This is a genomic window from Oceanisphaera avium (genome assembly GCF_002157875.1).
GTDB classification, from domain to species: Bacteria; Pseudomonadota; Gammaproteobacteria; order Enterobacterales; family Aeromonadaceae; genus Oceanimonas; species Oceanimonas avium.
Window position 1 is genome coordinate 2,617,746 of sequence record NZ_CP021376.1, and the last position, 16,323, is coordinate 2,634,068.

Consider the following 16,323-nt stretch of genomic DNA (forward strand, 5'->3'; position numbering starts at 1 on the left):
ACGCTTTCTTAATCCAAGGTTCCCTTAAGCATATGTTTAAAAAGCTAAGAGGCATGTTTTCCAACGATCTGTCGATCGATTTGGGTACGGCCAACACACTCATCTACGTTAAAGATCAAGGCATAGTACTTGACGAGCCTTCCGTTGTGGCTATTCGTCAGGAAAAGTCTGGCCAAAGTCAAAGTGTTGCCGCCGTCGGTCAAGCGGCTAAACAAATGCTAGGGCGTACGCCTGGGAATATCGCGGCCATACGGCCCATGAAAGATGGCGTGATTGCCGACTTTTATGTCACCGAAAAAATGCTCCAGCATTTTATTAAACAAGTGCACGATAATAATTTTTTCCGTCCCAGCCCGCGAGTATTAGTCTGTGTGCCTTGTGGCTCTACCCAAGTTGAGCGCCGCGCCATTAAAGAGTCGGCGTTGGGTGCCGGTGCTCGTGAAGTTTATTTAATTGATGAGCCTATGGCTGCCGCTATTGGTGCCGGTTTGCCAGTGTCGGAAGCCACCGGCTCTATGGTGGTCGATATTGGGGGCGGTACTACAGAAGTGGCCATTATCTCTTTAAATGGCGTGGTGTATTCCCAGTCGGTGCGCGTGGGTGGCGATCGCTTTGATGAAGCCATTATTAATTATGTACGCCGTAATTATGGCTCTTTAATAGGTGAAGCTACTGCCGAGCGTATTAAGCATGAAGTGGGCTCTGCCTACCCTGGCGATGAAGTGTTAGAAATTGAAGTACGCGGGCGAAACCTAGCAGAAGGCGTGCCACGCAGCTTTACGCTTAACTCCAATGAAATTTTAGAAGCACTGCAAGAGCCGTTAACCGGTATCGTCAGTGCGGTGATGGTGGCCCTGGAGCAATCTCCTCCTGAGTTAGCCTCAGATATTGCCGAGCGCGGTATGGTGTTAACGGGGGGGGGCGCCTTATTACGGGATCTGGATCGCCTACTTATGGAAGAAACCGGTATCCCAGTGGTCGTGGCTGACGATCCTCTTACCTGTGTCGCGCGTGGGGGCGGCAAGGCGTTAGAGATGATTGATATGCACGGTGGAGATTTGTTCCATTACGATTAATCATCAGGCCGAGTTACTCGGCCTCTCGCACCCTTTATAAAGTCCTACATGAAACCTATTTTTGGTCGAGGCCCTTCACTCCCTATCCGCTTAGCGCTTGCCGTGGTGGCGTCTGTGTTGCTGATTATTGCAGACGGACGCTTTCACAGCTTTAATGGCGCTAAGTTGTACCTCAATACCCTAGTTAGCCCGTTACAATACTTAGCGAATAGTCCGCGTTTATTACTGGACTCGGCTTCTAGCCAGTTAATGTCTAATCAAACGCTACTCGCTCAATCCCAGCGCTTAGAAAATGAACTGTTTTTATTACGCGATGATTTATTGCGCTTGCGCCATTTAGAGCAAGAAAATATACGCTTACGGGACTTATTAGGCTCACCGTTGCGCCACGATGCACGCCGCATGGTGGCAGAGATCATGGCGGTGGATACGGATCCTTTTTCTCATCAAGTGGTGATTGATAAAGGCAGTCTTATTGGCGTATTTGAAGGCCAGCCAGTGCTCAATGAACAAGGGGTAGTGGGGCAAGTGATTTCTGTCGGTAAAAACACCAGTCGGGTGTTGCTGATCACAGATACCAGTCATGGCATACCGGTGCGGGTCGCCCGCAACGACATTCGCGCTATCGCCAGTGGCAGTGGCCAGCTTGACCGGTTATTACTGCACAATATTACGCGCAATACCGATATTAAAGAAGGTGATGTGCTGCTAAGTTCCGGTTTGGCGGGGCGTTTTCCCGAAGGGTACCCCGTAGGAAAGGTAAGCCGCGTCGGCTATGAAGAGGGTCAGCCTTTTGCTGATATCCGAGTGCAGCCCTTTGCTGCGCTCGATAGGCTGCGCTACTTATTACTATTATGGCCCGAGCCTAAATTGAGTGATATTGAGGCGCTGACGCTTAAGACAGATAGCGCTGTCGAGGAGACTGCAACACCATGAAAACCTTCTCCTTAAGAGGGCGCTTAATTATCGCTTTAAGCTTATTGCTGGCGCTGATGCTGTCTATTTTGCCTTTACCCGATGTCATTACCCCTTTTCGCCCAGACTGGTTATTGTTAACGTTAATTTATTGGTCGATTGCGCTGCCCCATAGAGCCAATGTGGGCACAGCGTTTGTGGTCGGTTTATTACACGATTTGTTATTAGGCTCTGTGGTGGGCGTGCATGCACTGGCGTTAGTGATCCCTGTTTATTTAGCGGCATCGCAATTTCAACGGATGCGCAATTATTCAGTGTGGCAACAAGCCTTTGTGATAGCGGCACTGGCTATTTTAAATAAGCTATTGATATTTTGGGCGGCCTATATGAATCGTGATATCCAACTGGACTATCATTATTTTTGGTCCATTGTCAGTAGCATGGTGTTTTGGCCTTGGGTTTTTTTGCTGTTGCGCAATGCACGGCGCCAGTTCGCCATTTCTTAACTTAGTTCAATTAGAGAATTCCTATGTCGGCCCTAGTGTATCTAGCGTCTGCGTCTTCGCGCAGGCGCGATTTGTTAGCGCAATTGTCGGTGCCCTTTGCGTTGGTGTTGCCGCAGGTAGAAGAAAAGCAACATTTTGCAGAACCCGCCGCAGAGTATGTGCAGCGTCTCGCCCGAGAAAAAGCCACCGCCGGCCAGTTGCTCGCCGAACAAGATCTCCCCGTATTAGGAGGGGATACCATAGTGGTGCTCGATGGTGACGTATTAGAAAAACCCCTCGACCAAGCGCATGCCATGGCGATGTTGCGCCGCTTAAGTGGTCGCAGCCACCAAGTATTAACTGCCATTGCTCTGGCCACCTCAAATCGGCTCTATGAAGCATTCGTCACCACTGAGGTGACTTTTAGAGCTATTTCTGAAAAAGAAATTATCGCTTATTGGCATTCCGGAGAGCCGCGCGATAAAGCGGGCGGTTACGGTATCCAAGGCTTAGGCGGCAATTTTGTGCGTCGTATTAATGGCAGTTACAGTGGAGTAGTGGGTTTACCATTAGTGGAAACCCATGACTTACTACGGGAAGCTGGCGTTTTACTCATTTGAGGCCTTAATTTGGCGACGAACTATGTTAATTTAAACTCTACTTACTTCTTTTAAGGGCGCTATTCATGTCGGCAGAACTCATTATTAACGTGACACCTGCAGAAACCCGAGTCGCGCTGGTCGAAAACGGGATTTTGCAGGAAGTCCATGTCGAGCGCCAAGCGCGTTTGGGAATTGTCGGCAATATTTACAAAGGCAAAGTTAGCCGAGTGTTACCTGGCATGCAGGCCGCCTTTGTCGATATTGGCGGCGAGCGGGCGGCGTTTTTACATGCCTCCGACATAGTGCCGCACACTGAATGTGTGGCCAGTAAAGAGCAAGCCAACTTTCAAGTGGGTAACATCGCCGAGTTAGTGCGCCAAGGCCAAGATATTGTGGTGCAGGTGGTTAAAGACCCTCTAGGAACCAAAGGCGCTCGTCTGACTACCGATATTACTTTGCCCTCTCGTTACTTAGTTTTTATGCCAGGCAGCGCCTATGTGGGCGTTTCTCAACGTATTGAGTCAGATGAAGAGCGCGAGCGCCTTAAAGCCATAGTGGGCGAGTATGTAGATGAACAAGGCGGTTATATTATTCGTACTGCTGCAGAAGGCGTGGGCGAGAGCGAGTTAGCGCAAGATGCGGCATTTTTAAATCGCCTATGGCGTAAAATTCAAGAGCGACGCACTAAGTTATCTGCCTGTTCCATTTTGTATGAAGACTTAGGCTTAAGTTGTCGGATTGTCCGAGACTTTGTGGGCGCGGAATTGGATCGCATTCGGGTTGACTCGCGCAGTACTTGTGAAGTGTTACGGGAGTTTGTTGATGAGTTTGTCCCTGAGCTCACCGGCAAAATTGAATATTATCAAGGCGAGTCGCCTATTTTTGACTTGTTTGATGTAGAGAATGAAATTCAGCGTGCCTTAAACCGTAAAGTCGAGCTTAAATCCGGTGGCTACTTGATTATCGATCAAACCGAAGCCATGACCACAGTCGATATTAATACCGGCGCCTTTGTTGGCCATCGTAATCTTGAAGAAACCATTTTTAATACTAATACCGAAGCCACACAAGCCATTGCGCGCCAATTAAGACTGCGCAACTTAGGCGGCATTATTATTATCGATTTTATCGATATGTATGATGATGATCATAAACGCCGCGTGCTGCACAGCCTTGCCAGTGCGCTGACTAAAGACCGGGCTAAAACCAATGTAAATGGATTCTCGCAGTTAGGCTTAGTAGAAATGACGCGCAAGCGCACCCGCGAAAGCCTAGAGCATATCTTGTGTGGCGTGTGTCCTGAGTGTAATGGTCGGGCGCGAGTTAAAACGGTGGAGAGTGTGTGCTATGAAATATTGCGAGAAATTACTCGCGTAAATAAAGCTTATAAAGCCGATAAGTTTGTCGTTTATGCCTCGTTAGCGGTGGCGTCTGCCTTGCAAGAAGATGACTCTCATATGTTGGCAGAGCTGGAAGTGTTTATTGGCAAACAAGTAAAGGTAATGAGTGAGCCCTTGTATAACCAAGAGCAGTTTGATGTGGTGATGATGTAGTGGCAAGTCCTCTCAAGCGCAGTTTAAATTGGGCTTGGCTAAGTGTAGCCGCCATCGCAGCGATAATGGCCATCTTGATTACGCTGTTGCGCTTTGGGGCGCCTTGGTTAGCAAGCTGGCAACAGCAATGGATGAATCACTGGCTAAGTGAGCACCAGCTTGAGCTGCATATTGGGGCGCTGGGGATCAGCTGGCAAGATTACGGACCCGTATTGGCGGTGAAGGATGTGAGTATCCGCCAACTTAATGCCCCCACCGTTACCTTAGCGCGAGCCTTAGTGGATATTCAGCTTTGGCAAAGCCTGCGCCAATGGCGCCCTGTATTGAATGAGCTGACGCTAGAGGGCTTGCGTTTGCCCATCGCGCTAGATAAGCAAACTGGGTCCAATTCTGACTTTGACTGGCAGGGACTGCGTCATTTTGTCTTAGAAGGGGTAGAGCAGTTTTCTTTAACAGATGCCGAGCTTTGGCTAAGCCATGGTGAGCAAGCAGTGCTGCAATTGCATGTACCGGATTGGCATTGGCATAATGGCCAAGCAGAGCATCAAGGCCAAGGGTGGCTAGCCTTTAGTGAGCAGGCCGAGCAGCATTTACAGGTAGTGAGCCAATTTACTGGCAAGGCGGACAGTTTAAATGGGGCCTTATATGTGCAAGCGAACGCCGTAGATGCCTCGGATATGTTGCGCCAAATTCGCCCCGATGATGCCAATATTAATGCTGAAATTAATTTTGAATTTTGGATGCAGTGGCAACAAGGCCAACTGATTGCGGGAGTATTGGATTTAGGCGATAACCGTTTTCAATGGGGTGAGCAGCACCAAGTAGCGATTAAAGGCGGCAATTTACACTGGCAACCCACCGAGCAGGGCTGGCAATTAGCCAGTAATGAAGTGGATATCAGTGTCGATGAAGAGCGCTGGCCGAGCTGGCATTTACAAATTGACCGCCAAGCTGATCAGCTGCAAGGCTACCTCGATAAGCTGACTTTCACCGACTTAGCCTTATTAGCCCAATGGGGGGAAAGCTTTGTTCCTACCGTAGCCAAGCAATTAGCCGGAATCGCGCCCCAAGGGCAATTAACCCACTTATATTTTAATAAAGACTTGGCGCCTCACTCTGAGTCTCCAGACCTCGGCTCTTCCCCTCCTGCAACTTGGTTTTGGCAGGGTCAGCTAGAAAAGGTGAGCACTCAAGCGTTTGACTGGGCCCCCGCCACCCAAGGGCTGAGCGGCTATTTTGTGATTGCCTCCGATAGCGGTGAGCTCAATATCCAACAAGCCTCTGCCCAAGACTGGGAGTTTAACGAGGCATTTCGCGGCCCTTGGCCCTTAGAAAAAGTAGATGCTCATCTTAAATGGCAACAACAAACGCCCGAAAGCTGGTTATTATGGAGTGAAAAATTAGCAGTAGCGTCTAGCGATCTTAATTTAGAGGGGTGGATGAGCCTGCTTTTGCCCAAGCACTCCGCACCCTTACTCAGTGCCTCGGCGCGGGTCGATGTATTACGAGCCGGCCACGCTTATCGCTATTTTCCTGAACCCTTAATGGGCTCGGCACTTGTAAATTACTTACAAGGCGCCATTGTAGCAGGACAAGCCAAAGGCGCAGAAGTCATGTGGTATGGCCGCCTAAATGATTTTCCCTACCTTGACCAAAGCGGCATCTTTCAAGCAAGAGTGCCACTTCGTCACGCTGAGTTTCGCTTTGATCCCGATTGGCTACCGCTCACTGACTTAAGTTTGGACTTACTCTTTGAAAATGACAGCTTATATATGCAAGCGTCAAAAGGGCGTTTAGGCTCGGTGCAGGCCAGTAATATTTCGGCCAACATAGCGCCCCTCGATGAGCAGGCAGATCTTGAACTTAATGCGGATATTAATGGCGAAGGAGCTGCGGTCAGTGAGTATTTACAAAACTCCCCGCTTGCCTCTTCGGTGGGCGTAACCTTAGAACAAGTGCAAGTAAAGGGCCCTTTGAGTGCGGCACTGGCGCTTAATATTCCTTTAAATGGCGATGAAGTTGGCGTTAATGGCCAAGTGGACTTTGTTAATAATGAAGTGCGAGTGACGCCTCTGGATCTTCCTTTAACTAAAGTAAATGGGCGCTTAGTGTTTGATGAGCACCACACGGAATTTAGTGAGCTAACGGCGCTGTGGTTAACGCAGCCACTCACCTTATCGTATCAAGGTAAAGAAACCGCTAGTGCTTACGAGGTGGCACTAGATATTAAAGGTCAGCTACAACCGCAATCGTTAACTCCGCTTTATCCAGTATTCTCTCACCTTAAAGGTGAAGCCCCTTGGCAGGGAAAACTGCAGCTAACGCTCCCTCACCAAGGCGCATTAAATTATCGTTTTAATGCGCAGTCAGCGCTACTTGGCTTAAAGAGTGATTTGCCGGTGCCCTTTAAAAAAACCGCGGGACAAGATGCGCTGCAAAGTGAGTTAGCTGTGACAGGGGGAGCTGAACAAGCGCAGATAGCTCTACAACTGGGGCCGCAAATAAAAGGCGATGCCAAACTGGCGATTACCGAACAAGGCGCCCACGTCACCCAGTTATGGCTAGATGCCGGTGCTGGCGTAAAGCCTAGCCTGCCTCGTGCGCCGCTTGATGTAGCACTGCGCGTGCCAAACTTAGTGCTCGATGACTGGTTAGCCGTGGTGAGTGAGGTTTTACCCCAGTCTACAAGCCTTTCAGCCAGCCCAGGACTAAGCTGGCCCACTCCGTATCGAGTCGCAGCACAAGCAAGTCGAGCCCAGCTATGGCAGCAAACCTTTAATCAATTACATTTAACCCTCACTCCAGCCGAGCGCAAGCGGGCTAAGCTGACCATTGATGCTGAACAAGCACAGGGCCAGATAGCCTTTGGTGATAATGCGCCGATCACCGCAGACTTTAGTCGGCTGTGGTTAAGTCAGCAGCCCACTGCCACTACGCCTGCAACAACTAAAGAGCCTGCGGATGCTCTTACTATTAAGCCAAGCCAAGTGCCGGCGCTGCGCTTTCAGTGTGCAGATTGTCGCTGGCAACAATTAGCCCTAGGGGAGGTGGCCTTTAATTTGGCGCCACAACCGCAATTAGAGGGCGTGCAATTAAGCCAGCTCAGCCTCAATGGCCCTTTACTCCAAGCCACGGCGACCGGCCAATGGCTACAGCAAAATAGCGTGGATTTAAGCCGCTTAGAGTGGCAAAGCTCAAGCCCTTCATTGCAGCGTTTATGGCAAGCATTAGGTAAAGCGTCTCCCTTTAGTGAAACCGCTGGGCAATTAGAGGGCAAATTAAGGTGGTTAAATACCCCTTGGCAACCGCAGTTAGCCTCGATGAATGGCCAGTTAGCCGTTAAAACTGGGGCCGGAGTGTTGCGAGACCTGAACGATAAAGGAGCAGGCTTATTATCGGTATTGAGTTTAGAGTCGGTGATGCGCCGCTTACGTTTAGACTTTAGAGACGTATTTGGTGAGGGCTTTTATTTCGATAGCATTAGTGCCCACGGTGAGTTGCAGGAGGGCGTACTTTATAATGAGGATTTATTGTTAAAAGGCGCCGCCGGAGACTTGCGAGGTAAGGGCAACGTCAATTTTGTCAGTGAGCAGTTAGATTATAACCTAGAGCTTACGCCTAATTTAACCGGCAACTTGCCCGCATTAGCCGCCTTTGCGGTGACGCCAGTCGCTGGCTTATATTTGTTAGCCTTATCTAAGGTATTAGGGCCAGTAGTGGATGTATTTACTCGTATTAAATACCGAGTGACAGGCCCTATTAGTGAGCCTAAGGTGACTGAGCTTGGTCGCGATAAAGATCGTATTACCTTGCCAGAATAAACTATTAATGAGCGCTAAGCTTTGGCTCGTCCGTCTAGTATAAGGAGCACTTATGCAATTAGTGGCCCTACAAATGCATGCCAGCTCAATATGGGCAGACAATCGTTGCACCCTGGCAAGCTTACTTGAACAACTCCCCAGTGCCCGTCCCTTGTTAGTGTTATTGCCCGAAAATGCAGTGGTATTTGGCAATCGTGAAGCAGTGCTAAGTCATGCGGAATATTTAGGCGAGGGGCCCATCCAAGCACAATTTAGCGACTGGGCTAAACAGCATAATATTTGGCTAGTGGTGGGCTCTATGCCCACGCACATCGAGCACCAAGACGCTATTCATGCCACGAGTCTGGTTTATAATGAGCAAGGGCAAAGAGTAGGCCATTATCATAAATTGCATTTATTTGATGTCGATGTTGCAGACAGCCAAGGCCGTTACCGCGAGTCTGATACTTTTAGCGCCGGTGAAGAGTTATGTCTTATTGACAGTCCATTCGGGCGTTTAGGTTTATCTATCTGTTATGATTTGCGCTTTGCACATTTATACAATGCTTTACGTGAGCAAGGGGCCGAGATTTTATTGGTCCCCGCCGCCTTTACCCAAGTGACAGGACAGGCCCATTGGCAACCGCTATTACAAGCTCGCGCCATTGAAAATCAGTGTTATGTGATTGCGGCAGGACTAGTGGGCGAGCAAGGTTCGCGACCCACTTGGGGGCACTCAATGATTATTGATCCCTGGGGGGAGATAAAAGCCAGTTTAGCAACAGGATCAGGGCTTGTGACTTGTCCTCTAGATAGTGCACACTTAATGAATATTCGTCGTCAAATGCCGGTGGCAGAGCATGCTCGCTTTAGTACGACTTGGAGAAATAAATGAGTATTGAACAAATCGAGCGCAGTATTTTGGTGCCGAATGAGCTAGATATGGCGTTATTAAATGCGCAATTAGCGCGCTTAAGTCGCCACCAAATTGATTTTGCGGATCTGTACTTTCAAAACAGTGTGCATGAGTCTTGGGTACTAGAAGATGGCATCGTTAAAGATGGCAGTTATAACATAGAGCAAGGGGTGGGCGTGCGCGCCGTAAGCGGTGAAAAAACCGGCTTTGCTTATTCCGATGAATTAACGGCCAGTGCGCTAGATCAAGCCGTGGGCGCGGCGCGCGGAATTGCAGAAAAAGGGGGCGATGGGCGTTTTAAAATAGGCAAGAGTCAGATTATTACACCTCGTTATATGGCCGTTAATCCGCTAGATAGCTTAACGCGTGAGCAAAAAATTGAACTGTTGCAACAAATGGATGCCTTTGCTCGCAGCCTAGATAGTGCCGTAAGCCAAGTGATAGTGTCGATTTCTGGCGTGTATGAAGAGATATTAGTGCTGGCCACCGATGGGACACTGGCCACCGATTTGCGCCCGTTAGTACGTCTAAATTGCTCAGTGTTAGTCGAGCGCAATGGCCGACGAGAGCGGGGCGGCAGTGGGGGTGGCGCACGCTTAGGCTATGACTATTTCTTAGAAGAGATTGATGGCCAGCCCAGAGCCATGAGTTATGTTAAAGAAGCGGTACGCCAAGCCTTAGTTAACTTAGAAGCCATAGATGCCCCCGCGGGCAGCATGCCGGTGGTGTTAGGTGCCGGTTGGCCCGGCGTATTATTACATGAAGCAGTGGGTCATGGTCTTGAAGGGGATTTTAATCGCAAAGGCTCTTCGGCGTATGCGGGCCGCATCGGTGAAAAGGTGGCCTCTCGCTTGTGCACCATAGTCGATGACGGCACGCTCAGTGATCGCCGTGGCTCATTATCGGTAGATGATGAGGGCACGCCAGGTGCGTATAATGTGTTAATTGAAAACGGCATTCTTAACGGCTATATGCAAGATAAGCTCAATGCGCGGCTTATGGACATGGCACCCACGGGCAATGGTCGTCGTGAGTCTTATGCGCACTTGCCGATGCCTCGCATGACTAATACCTATATGTTAGCGGGTGAAAGTGCGCCTGAGGATATTATTAAGAGTGTGAAAAAAGGCATTTATGCGCCTAATTTTGGGGGTGGCCAGGTAGATATTACCTCAGGGCGATTTGTCTTCTCAGCCTCAGAAGCTTACCTGATTGAAGACGGTAAAATTACCGCGCCCATTAAAGGTGCAACGTTAATCGGTAATGGACCTGAGGCCATGAGCCAGGTATCCATGGTAGGCAATGATTTAGCCTTGGATGCAGGGGTTGGCGTGTGCGGTAAAGAAGGTCAAAGTGTGCCAGTGGGAGTGGGCCAGCCGACATTGAAACTTGATCAGCTAACCGTGGGCGGCACGCAATAGCCCTCGGGCAGCTATAAGTTAAAAAAGGCACCGCATCTGATGATGCGCTGCCTTTTTATTTTTTCTGACGGCTGCTAGCTTACCGCTTTTTATTCTTCTTTAATATTCGCTTTCAAATACTGAAATAGCTCGCGATAGGCGGCAGGCGGTAAGCCGGCTGCTAGCTCACGCCGCCCTGTGCGAGCCAGTTGTCGTAATTTCTGCCGATCTAACTGACGATGCTCTGCCAAAATTGCGTTTACGCCTTTATCGCCTTCTTTAATTAAGCGATCTCGCCACAGTTCAAGCTTATGGAATTTAGCATTTACCACGGCATTTTTGTGCTCAAAGCCGGCTAAGGCTTGTTGGATATCGCTAACATCTCGGCTGCGCAATAATTTACCCACATAAGACATATGACGGCGCAGGCCCTCATGCTTACCTTTTAGCCGATGCGCGAGGTTGATGGCTTCTGCTAGGTCTTCATCGAGTGGGATCTTAGCTAATTCATGAGGCTCAAGCTTAACCAAGTCTTCACCCAGCTTTCTGAGAGCTAGGCTTTCTCGCTTCATTTCACTCTTACTCACCCATTCAATTTCTTCTTCTGGCTCTTGGGCTGTGGCTCGGCGGCGCATAGGCTTTTCCGTATTAATGAACATGACATATATATTACCAGCTTCTCCCAAGGCGCGCAGGGGTCTGTTATGCTAACTGCAAACTGAGCCAGTGAAATTATTATGACCCTAGCAGATATTCAAACCGAACAGCGCCAGCTTGAGCTGGCAGTAGAGCAAGCGCTTGAGAGCGCCAAACGCTTAGGTGCCGACAGTGCAGAAGTGTCTATTAGCCGCCAAACCGGCTTATCCGTGAACACTCGAAATGCTGAACTTGAAAATATTGAGTTTAATAAAGACGGCGCACTTGGTATTGCCGTGTATCGTGATGGCCGTAAAGGCTCGGCGTCTACCTCTGACTTGCGCCCCGATGCAATTGCGCGCACCGTAGCCGCTGCGCTTGATATCTCGCGCTACACTAACCCTGATCCCTTTGCAGGGCTGGCGCCGGCTGATGACTTAGCTTGGGATGCCCCTGACATTGCCTTATGCTTTCCCGAGCAACTCACCCCTCAAGATGGCATTGAATTAGCGCTAGAGTGTGAGCAGCACGCGCTAAATCGAGACCCGCGCATTAAACAGTCAGACGGTGCTAGTTTTTCCAGTAATGTGGGTATTAAAGTCTATGGCAATAGTCATGGCTTTGTTAAAGGCTATGCAGCTAGCCGTTTTGGGCTAAGTTGTGTGTTAATTGGTGAGCAAGATGGCGACATGCAACGCGAATATGGCTATACCTCAGCGCGCAGCTTACATGATATCTGGACACCCAAGCAGGTGGCAGACGAAGCGGTGACCCGTACCTTAGGGCGCTTAGGGGCGCGTAAGATTGGTACTCAACATGCGCCGGTATTGTTTCATCCCGATGTGGCAGCTAGCCTATTTGGTCACTTTGTAATGGCGATCAGTGGCGGCAGCTTATACCGAGAGTCTTCTTTTTTACTGGATGCGCTGGGACAGTCAGTTTTTCCAAACTGGTTTGAGATTAAAGAGCGCCCCCATCTAGATAAAGGCTTGGCCAGCTCCCCGTTTGATAATGAAGGCGTGCGCACCGTTGAGCGTAAAATTATTGAGCAAGGTAAGCTGCAAACCTATTTACTCACCAGTTATTCGGCGCGCAAGTTAAACCTTGCCCTTACGGGGCACGCCGGTGGTATTCATAACTGGGAAATTGCTAATACGGGCCAAAGCTTTGAGCAGCTGCTTAAAGAAATGGGCACCGGCTTATTAGTTACGGAAATGATGGGCCAAGGGGTCAATATTGTGACCGGCGATTATTCCCGCGGTGCGGCAGGCTTTTGGGTAGAAAACGGCGAAATTGCTTATCCGGTAGAAGAGATCACCATTGCCGGTAATCTCAAACAGATGTATCAAGGTATTCAAGCGGTAGGCACAGATACCGAGTTGCGCTCTAGTTTGCACACGGGTTCGGTACTGATTGATCAAATGAAGATTGCCGGTCAGTAACGCCTTACGTTATACGTAATAAACCCAAAATACCGTCTATAAAGACGGTATTTTTGTAAGGGGGGTTGGCGTCTTTTCGTATCACGTACAGCGTACGACTTGGTCTTATTCTGCCTCGTTAAAGCGCGCGGCGACTAAGTCGGCTACCGCGTCCATGGCGGCGGCGGCGTCTTTACCTTCGGCCACTACCCGTATGGCATGACCCTGGGCAGTTTCTAGCATTAATAACCCCATGACGCTGTTCGCCGGCGCTTGCTTACCTTGGCTACACACGGTAACTGTGGCAGCAAACTGCTCGGTCACTTGCACCAGTTGCACGGCGGCGCGGGCATGAAGGCCTAGCTTATTAACGATTTGTAAGTCGCGTTCAACTTTTTGCATGTTGTTTTTCTAGTGAGCGGTGGCGCAGTTGTACGCTTTTGTCCATTTCTTTAAACGACTTAGCTAATTGCTCAACTAAGTAGACAGAGCGATGTTTACCACCGGTACACCCAATCGCCACTGTGACATAACTGCGATTGTTTCGCTCTAAGTGGGGCATCCAGGTGACCAGTAAGTTTTCGATTTGCCAAAGGTACTTAGTCACTTCCAGCTGGCTATTTAAATAGGTAGCTACCGGTTCATCCCGGCCGTTGAAAGGCCTAAGTTCATCAATCCAGTGGGGATTAGGCAAGAAGCGGGCATCAAAGACGAAGTCGGCATCTTGAGAGATACCAAATTTATAGCCAAAAGACTCAAATACCCAATTTAGCTCGCGCTCTTTCTTACCTAGAATGCGCGCGCGAATAATTTCGCTTAAGTCATGAATACTTAACTCTGAGGTATCAATACGCAAGTCAGCCTCAGAAGATAAGGGGGCCAATAAGTGCGTTTCTTCACGAATGGCCTCATCGAGCGTTAAGCTCAAGCGAGACAGCGGGTGGAGACGGCGAGTATCACCAAAGCGGCGGATCAGCGCTGCATTATCGGCATCAATAAAGATACTGGATAAATTCACGCTCTCAAGCGCGCGGACATCGTTTAAACAAGCTTCTAATTTTTCGCTGCTATCGGGGAGGTTGCGCACATCGATACTCACCGCCACTTCGCCAGGCTTATTTAAGCGCATTTTAACTAACTGGGGGAGCAGCTCTACTGGCAAATTATCGACACAGTAATAGCCTAAATCCTCAAGTACCCGTAACGCCACGGTTTTACCCGATCCAGAACGACCACTGACGATGACCAGCTGCATATCGGCTCCTTAGGAAGAGATCATGATCTGATAGAGCTCGTCGTCGCTTTTAGCTTGGCGCAGCTGCTTACAGATCTGCTTATCACTGAGCTTTTCTGCAATCAATGACAAGGTTTTAAGGTGTTGTTTACACTCTTGCTCAGGCACGAGCAAGGCAAACACTAAACTAACGGGCTGATTATCGATGGCATCAAATTCCACCGGCTCAGCAAAAGTGAGTAGCACAGCGGTGGCTTGGTTTTCATCACCAATACGACCATGAGGAATAGCAATGCCGTTGCCAATACCGGTACTGCCCATTTTTTCCCGTGCTAAAAGGCAGTCAAACAATTGTTGACTGCTAACGTTGAGGTGTTCTGCGGCGAGCTCGCTGATAATTTCCAGCGCCCTTTTTTTGCTCGAGCAAGGGACGGCACTTCGCGTGCAGTCCCTGCTTAGAATATCGGCGACTTCCATGGTTATTTTTGCTTGAGCTTCTCTTTATGTTTAATAACTTGGCGATCGAGTTTGTCGAACAAACCGTCGATGGCAGCGTACATGTCTTCTTGTTGACAAGTGGCAAAAATTTCACCACCGCTGAGATGAATTTTAGCTTCGGCAATTTGCTGTAGCTTCTCTAGCGTTAACACCACATGCACTATGGTGATGTTATCAAAATGGCGCTCGAGTTTAGCGAATTTATTATTTACATAATCACGTAATGACTCAGTGATTTCAACATGATGTCCGGTCAAGTTTATTTGCATAAGATCTTCCTTCTAGGTTCGCCCTACAGCAGGCGTTTACGCTGATTGGAAGGGGGTATGGCCAGTGACTCACGATACTTGGCTATGGTCCGTCTGGCCACTTGTATCCCCTGTTCGGCCAATAGTTGAGCGATTTTACTGTCACTCAATGGCTTTACTGGGTTCTCTGCCGCGACGAGTTTCTTAATAAAGGCGCGAATCGCAGTGGAAGAACACTCACCGCCACTTTCGGTGCCTACGTGGCTTGAGAAAAAATACTTTAACTCAAACACTCCTTTAGGAGAGTGCAAAAATTTCTGAGTAGTAACGCGAGAAATAGTCGACTCATGCATCTCTACTACTTCGGCGACTTGGTTGAGTACCATGGGCTTCATTGCCTCAGCACCATACTCAAAGAATGCCTGTTGTTGTTCAACAATACAATTAGCAACCTTGAGTAAGGTCTCATTTCTGCTTTCTAAACTCTTGATAAACCACTTTGCATCTTGAGTATGTTGGCGAATAAACTGGCCATCTGCGCCTTGCTTACCTTGTGCCATAGCGGCATAGGTTTGGTTTAATCGCACCTTAGGCAAGGTCTCTAAATTGAGCTCGGCTTTCCATATGCCTTGTTGTTTGGTCACTAATACATCGGGAATGACATATTCAGAGTTATGCTGCAATAAGGTATTACCGGGGCGCGGTTCTAGCTGTTGGATTAAAGCTAACACATCTCTTAGCTCGTCTTCTTTAAGCCGAGTAAGGCGCTGTAAGGTACGATAGTCGCGATTACCTAATAGCTCCATGTGTTCATCGATAAGCAAGAGCGCTTCGTCGAGCCATAAGGTCGTGGGCTCAAGCGCCAGTAACTGTATTCGCAAACACTCTTGTACGCTGCGCGCGCCTACGCCCAGTGGATCAAAATGCTGAATTCGCTTTAGAACCGCCGTCACTTCGTCGGCTTCTATGGCTTGGTCACCGCCATTGACCGCGGCCAAGATATCTTCTAGCTCGACGCTGAGATACCCAGCGTCATCAATCGCGTCAATAATGGCTAAGGCAATGGCCTGGTCGGTCTCACTAAAGGGCGTAAGCTGCATTTGCCATAATAAATAATCTTGCAGAGTCTCGGTGGTTTCACCCTGATAAAGCGTATCTTCTAATCCCTCAGGAACTCCCCCGGTGCCTGCCGTACCTGCAGAGGCGGTATAAATATCGTCCCACTGGGTATCCATGGGCATTTCATCAGATAGTTGATGCTGCTCCATGGCTTTATCGGTGGCCATTTGCTCGTCTTGAGCGCTAGGGAGCGGCGCTAATTCTTCATCTAACGCCGACTCGTCGGCTTCTTCTTGCTCTAACAGCGGATTATTTTCCAGTGCTAGTTGAATTTCTTGCTGCAACTCCAGACTCGACAGCTGCAACAAACGAATCGCTTGTTGCAGCTGCGGGGTCATAGTGAGTTGTTGCCCCATACGTAATTGAAGAGTTGGCTTCATAGTTGTAAAAACCCTTTCATAGCAACCAAAAGTCCTTTCT

Annotated in this window: 15 protein-coding genes; 9 read left to right on the forward strand and 6 right to left on the reverse strand. The window is 49.0% G+C overall.

The window, feature by feature from the left end:
* The first annotated feature begins 32 nt into the window (after nucleotides 1-32).
* The 8 genes from CBP12_RS12065 to tldD all read left to right on the forward strand — a co-directional run bounded on the left by CBP12_RS12065 (nucleotide 33) and on the right by tldD (nucleotide 10,768).
* Entirely contained in the window at nucleotides 33-1,076 is a 1,044-nt protein-coding gene (locus CBP12_RS12065) for a rod shape-determining protein (RefSeq protein WP_086964754.1), read from the forward strand.
* A 48-nt stretch (nucleotides 1,077-1,124) separates the two neighbouring features.
* The gene (mreC, locus tag CBP12_RS12070) at nucleotides 1,125-2,012 is read left to right on the forward strand and encodes a rod shape-determining protein MreC (RefSeq protein ID WP_086964756.1); all 888 of its coding nucleotides are present in this window, start codon (nucleotides 1,125-1,127) and stop codon (nucleotides 2,010-2,012) included.
* Nucleotides 2,009-2,497 (forward strand): rod shape-determining protein MreD, encoded by a 489-nt coding sequence (gene mreD / locus CBP12_RS12075; RefSeq protein WP_086964758.1) that lies wholly within the window; start codon nucleotides 2,009-2,011, stop codon nucleotides 2,495-2,497. Before mreC ends, mreD begins: the two co-directional genes overlap by 4 nt.
* A 23-nt stretch (nucleotides 2,498-2,520) precedes the next feature.
* Entirely contained in the window at nucleotides 2,521-3,096 is a 576-nt protein-coding gene (locus CBP12_RS12080; protein ID WP_086964759.1) for a Maf family protein, read from the forward strand.
* Nucleotides 3,097-3,161: 65 nt separating this feature from the next.
* Nucleotides 3,162-4,631: a ribonuclease G gene (gene rng, locus CBP12_RS12085; protein WP_086964761.1), complete on the forward strand. Its 1,470-nt coding sequence runs from the start codon at nucleotides 3,162-3,164 to the stop codon at nucleotides 4,629-4,631.
* Nucleotides 4,631-8,452 carry a YhdP family protein gene (locus tag CBP12_RS12090; RefSeq protein ID WP_232455072.1) on the forward strand — a complete coding sequence of 1,274 codons (3,822 nt, stop codon included), beginning with the start codon at nucleotides 4,631-4,633 and terminating at the stop codon, nucleotides 8,450-8,452. Before rng ends, CBP12_RS12090 begins: the two co-directional genes overlap by 1 nt.
* A gap of 52 nt (nucleotides 8,453-8,504) precedes the next feature.
* On the forward strand, nucleotides 8,505-9,326 hold the full coding sequence (locus CBP12_RS12095) for a carbon-nitrogen hydrolase family protein (protein WP_086964763.1): 822 nt from the start codon (nucleotides 8,505-8,507) through the stop codon (nucleotides 9,324-9,326).
* Nucleotides 9,323-10,768, forward strand: a complete 1,446-nt coding sequence (gene tldD, locus CBP12_RS12100) for a metalloprotease TldD (protein ID WP_086964765.1) — start codon at nucleotides 9,323-9,325, stop codon at nucleotides 10,766-10,768. Before CBP12_RS12095 ends, tldD begins: the two co-directional genes overlap by 4 nt.
* An 89-nt stretch (nucleotides 10,769-10,857) precedes the next feature.
* Here the strand turns inward: tldD and yjgA are convergent, their stop codons facing one another.
* Nucleotides 10,858-11,382 carry a ribosome biogenesis factor YjgA gene (yjgA, locus tag CBP12_RS12105; protein ID WP_086964767.1) on the reverse strand — a complete coding sequence of 175 codons (525 nt, stop codon included), beginning with the start codon at nucleotides 11,380-11,382 and terminating at the stop codon, nucleotides 10,858-10,860.
* A 102-nt stretch (nucleotides 11,383-11,484) separates the two neighbouring features.
* Between yjgA and pmbA the strand changes: the two genes are divergently transcribed.
* Nucleotides 11,485-12,825, forward strand: coding sequence for a metalloprotease PmbA (pmbA, locus tag CBP12_RS12110; protein ID WP_086964769.1), 1,341 nt, complete (start codon nucleotides 11,485-11,487; stop codon nucleotides 12,823-12,825).
* Between the two features lie 105 nt (nucleotides 12,826-12,930).
* Here the strand turns inward: pmbA and CBP12_RS12115 are convergent, their stop codons facing one another.
* From CBP12_RS12115 to CBP12_RS12135, 5 genes are read right to left on the reverse strand one after another with little or no spacing between them, the layout of a single operon-like run.
* The gene (locus tag CBP12_RS12115) at nucleotides 12,931-13,206 is read right to left on the reverse strand and encodes an HPr family phosphocarrier protein (RefSeq protein WP_086964771.1); all 276 of its coding nucleotides are present in this window, start codon (nucleotides 13,204-13,206) and stop codon (nucleotides 12,931-12,933) included.
* Nucleotides 13,193-14,059: an RNase adapter RapZ gene (rapZ, locus tag CBP12_RS12120; RefSeq protein ID WP_086964772.1), complete on the reverse strand. Its 867-nt coding sequence runs from the start codon at nucleotides 14,057-14,059 to the stop codon at nucleotides 13,193-13,195. Before rapZ ends, CBP12_RS12115 begins: the two co-directional genes overlap by 14 nt.
* A 9-nt stretch (nucleotides 14,060-14,068) precedes the next feature.
* The gene (ptsN, locus tag CBP12_RS12125) at nucleotides 14,069-14,515 is read right to left on the reverse strand and encodes a PTS IIA-like nitrogen regulatory protein PtsN (RefSeq protein WP_086964773.1); all 447 of its coding nucleotides are present in this window, start codon (nucleotides 14,513-14,515) and stop codon (nucleotides 14,069-14,071) included.
* A gap of 2 nt (nucleotides 14,516-14,517) precedes the next feature.
* Entirely contained in the window at nucleotides 14,518-14,805 is a 288-nt protein-coding gene (gene hpf, locus CBP12_RS12130; protein ID WP_086964774.1) for a ribosome hibernation promoting factor, read from the reverse strand.
* Nucleotides 14,806-14,828: 23 nt separating this feature from the next.
* Entirely contained in the window at nucleotides 14,829-16,283 is a 1,455-nt protein-coding gene (locus CBP12_RS12135; protein ID WP_086964775.1) for an RNA polymerase factor sigma-54, read from the reverse strand.
* Between the last annotated feature and the right edge of the window lie 40 nt (nucleotides 16,284-16,323).

What these genes read in the sequence shown, in the direction of transcription:
- CBP12_RS12065 (WP_086964754.1), top strand. Translation starts at nt 33, where the DNA reads ATGTTTAAAAAGCTAAGAGGCATGTTTTCCAACGATCTGTCGATCGAT.
- mreC (WP_086964756.1), top strand. Translation starts at nt 1,125, where the DNA reads ATGAAACCTATTTTTGGTCGAGGCCCTTCACTCCCTATCCGCTTAGCG.
- mreD (WP_086964758.1), top strand. Translation starts at nt 2,009, where the DNA reads ATGAAAACCTTCTCCTTAAGAGGGCGCTTAATTATCGCTTTAAGCTTA.
- CBP12_RS12080 (WP_086964759.1), top strand. Translation starts at nt 2,521, where the DNA reads ATGTCGGCCCTAGTGTATCTAGCGTCTGCGTCTTCGCGCAGGCGCGAT.
- rng (WP_086964761.1), top strand. Translation starts at nt 3,162, where the DNA reads ATGTCGGCAGAACTCATTATTAACGTGACACCTGCAGAAACCCGAGTC.
- CBP12_RS12095 (WP_086964763.1), top strand. Translation starts at nt 8,505, where the DNA reads ATGCAATTAGTGGCCCTACAAATGCATGCCAGCTCAATATGGGCAGAC.
- tldD (WP_086964765.1), top strand. Translation starts at nt 9,323, where the DNA reads ATGAGTATTGAACAAATCGAGCGCAGTATTTTGGTGCCGAATGAGCTA.
- yjgA (WP_086964767.1), bottom strand. Translation starts at nt 11,382, where the DNA reads ATGCGCCGCCGAGCCACAGCCCAAGAGCCAGAAGAAGAAATTGAATGG.
- pmbA (WP_086964769.1), top strand. Translation starts at nt 11,485, where the DNA reads ATGACCCTAGCAGATATTCAAACCGAACAGCGCCAGCTTGAGCTGGCA.
- CBP12_RS12115 (WP_086964771.1), bottom strand. Translation starts at nt 13,206, where the DNA reads ATGCAAAAAGTTGAACGCGACTTACAAATCGTTAATAAGCTAGGCCTT.
- rapZ (WP_086964772.1), bottom strand. Translation starts at nt 14,059, where the DNA reads ATGCAGCTGGTCATCGTCAGTGGTCGTTCTGGATCGGGTAAAACCGTG.
- ptsN (WP_086964773.1), bottom strand. Translation starts at nt 14,515, where the DNA reads ATGGAAGTCGCCGATATTCTAAGCAGGGACTGCACGCGAAGTGCCGTC.
- hpf (WP_086964774.1), bottom strand. Translation starts at nt 14,805, where the DNA reads ATGCAAATAAACTTGACCGGACATCATGTTGAAATCACTGAGTCATTA.
- CBP12_RS12135 (WP_086964775.1), bottom strand. Translation starts at nt 16,283, where the DNA reads ATGAAGCCAACTCTTCAATTACGTATGGGGCAACAACTCACTATGACC.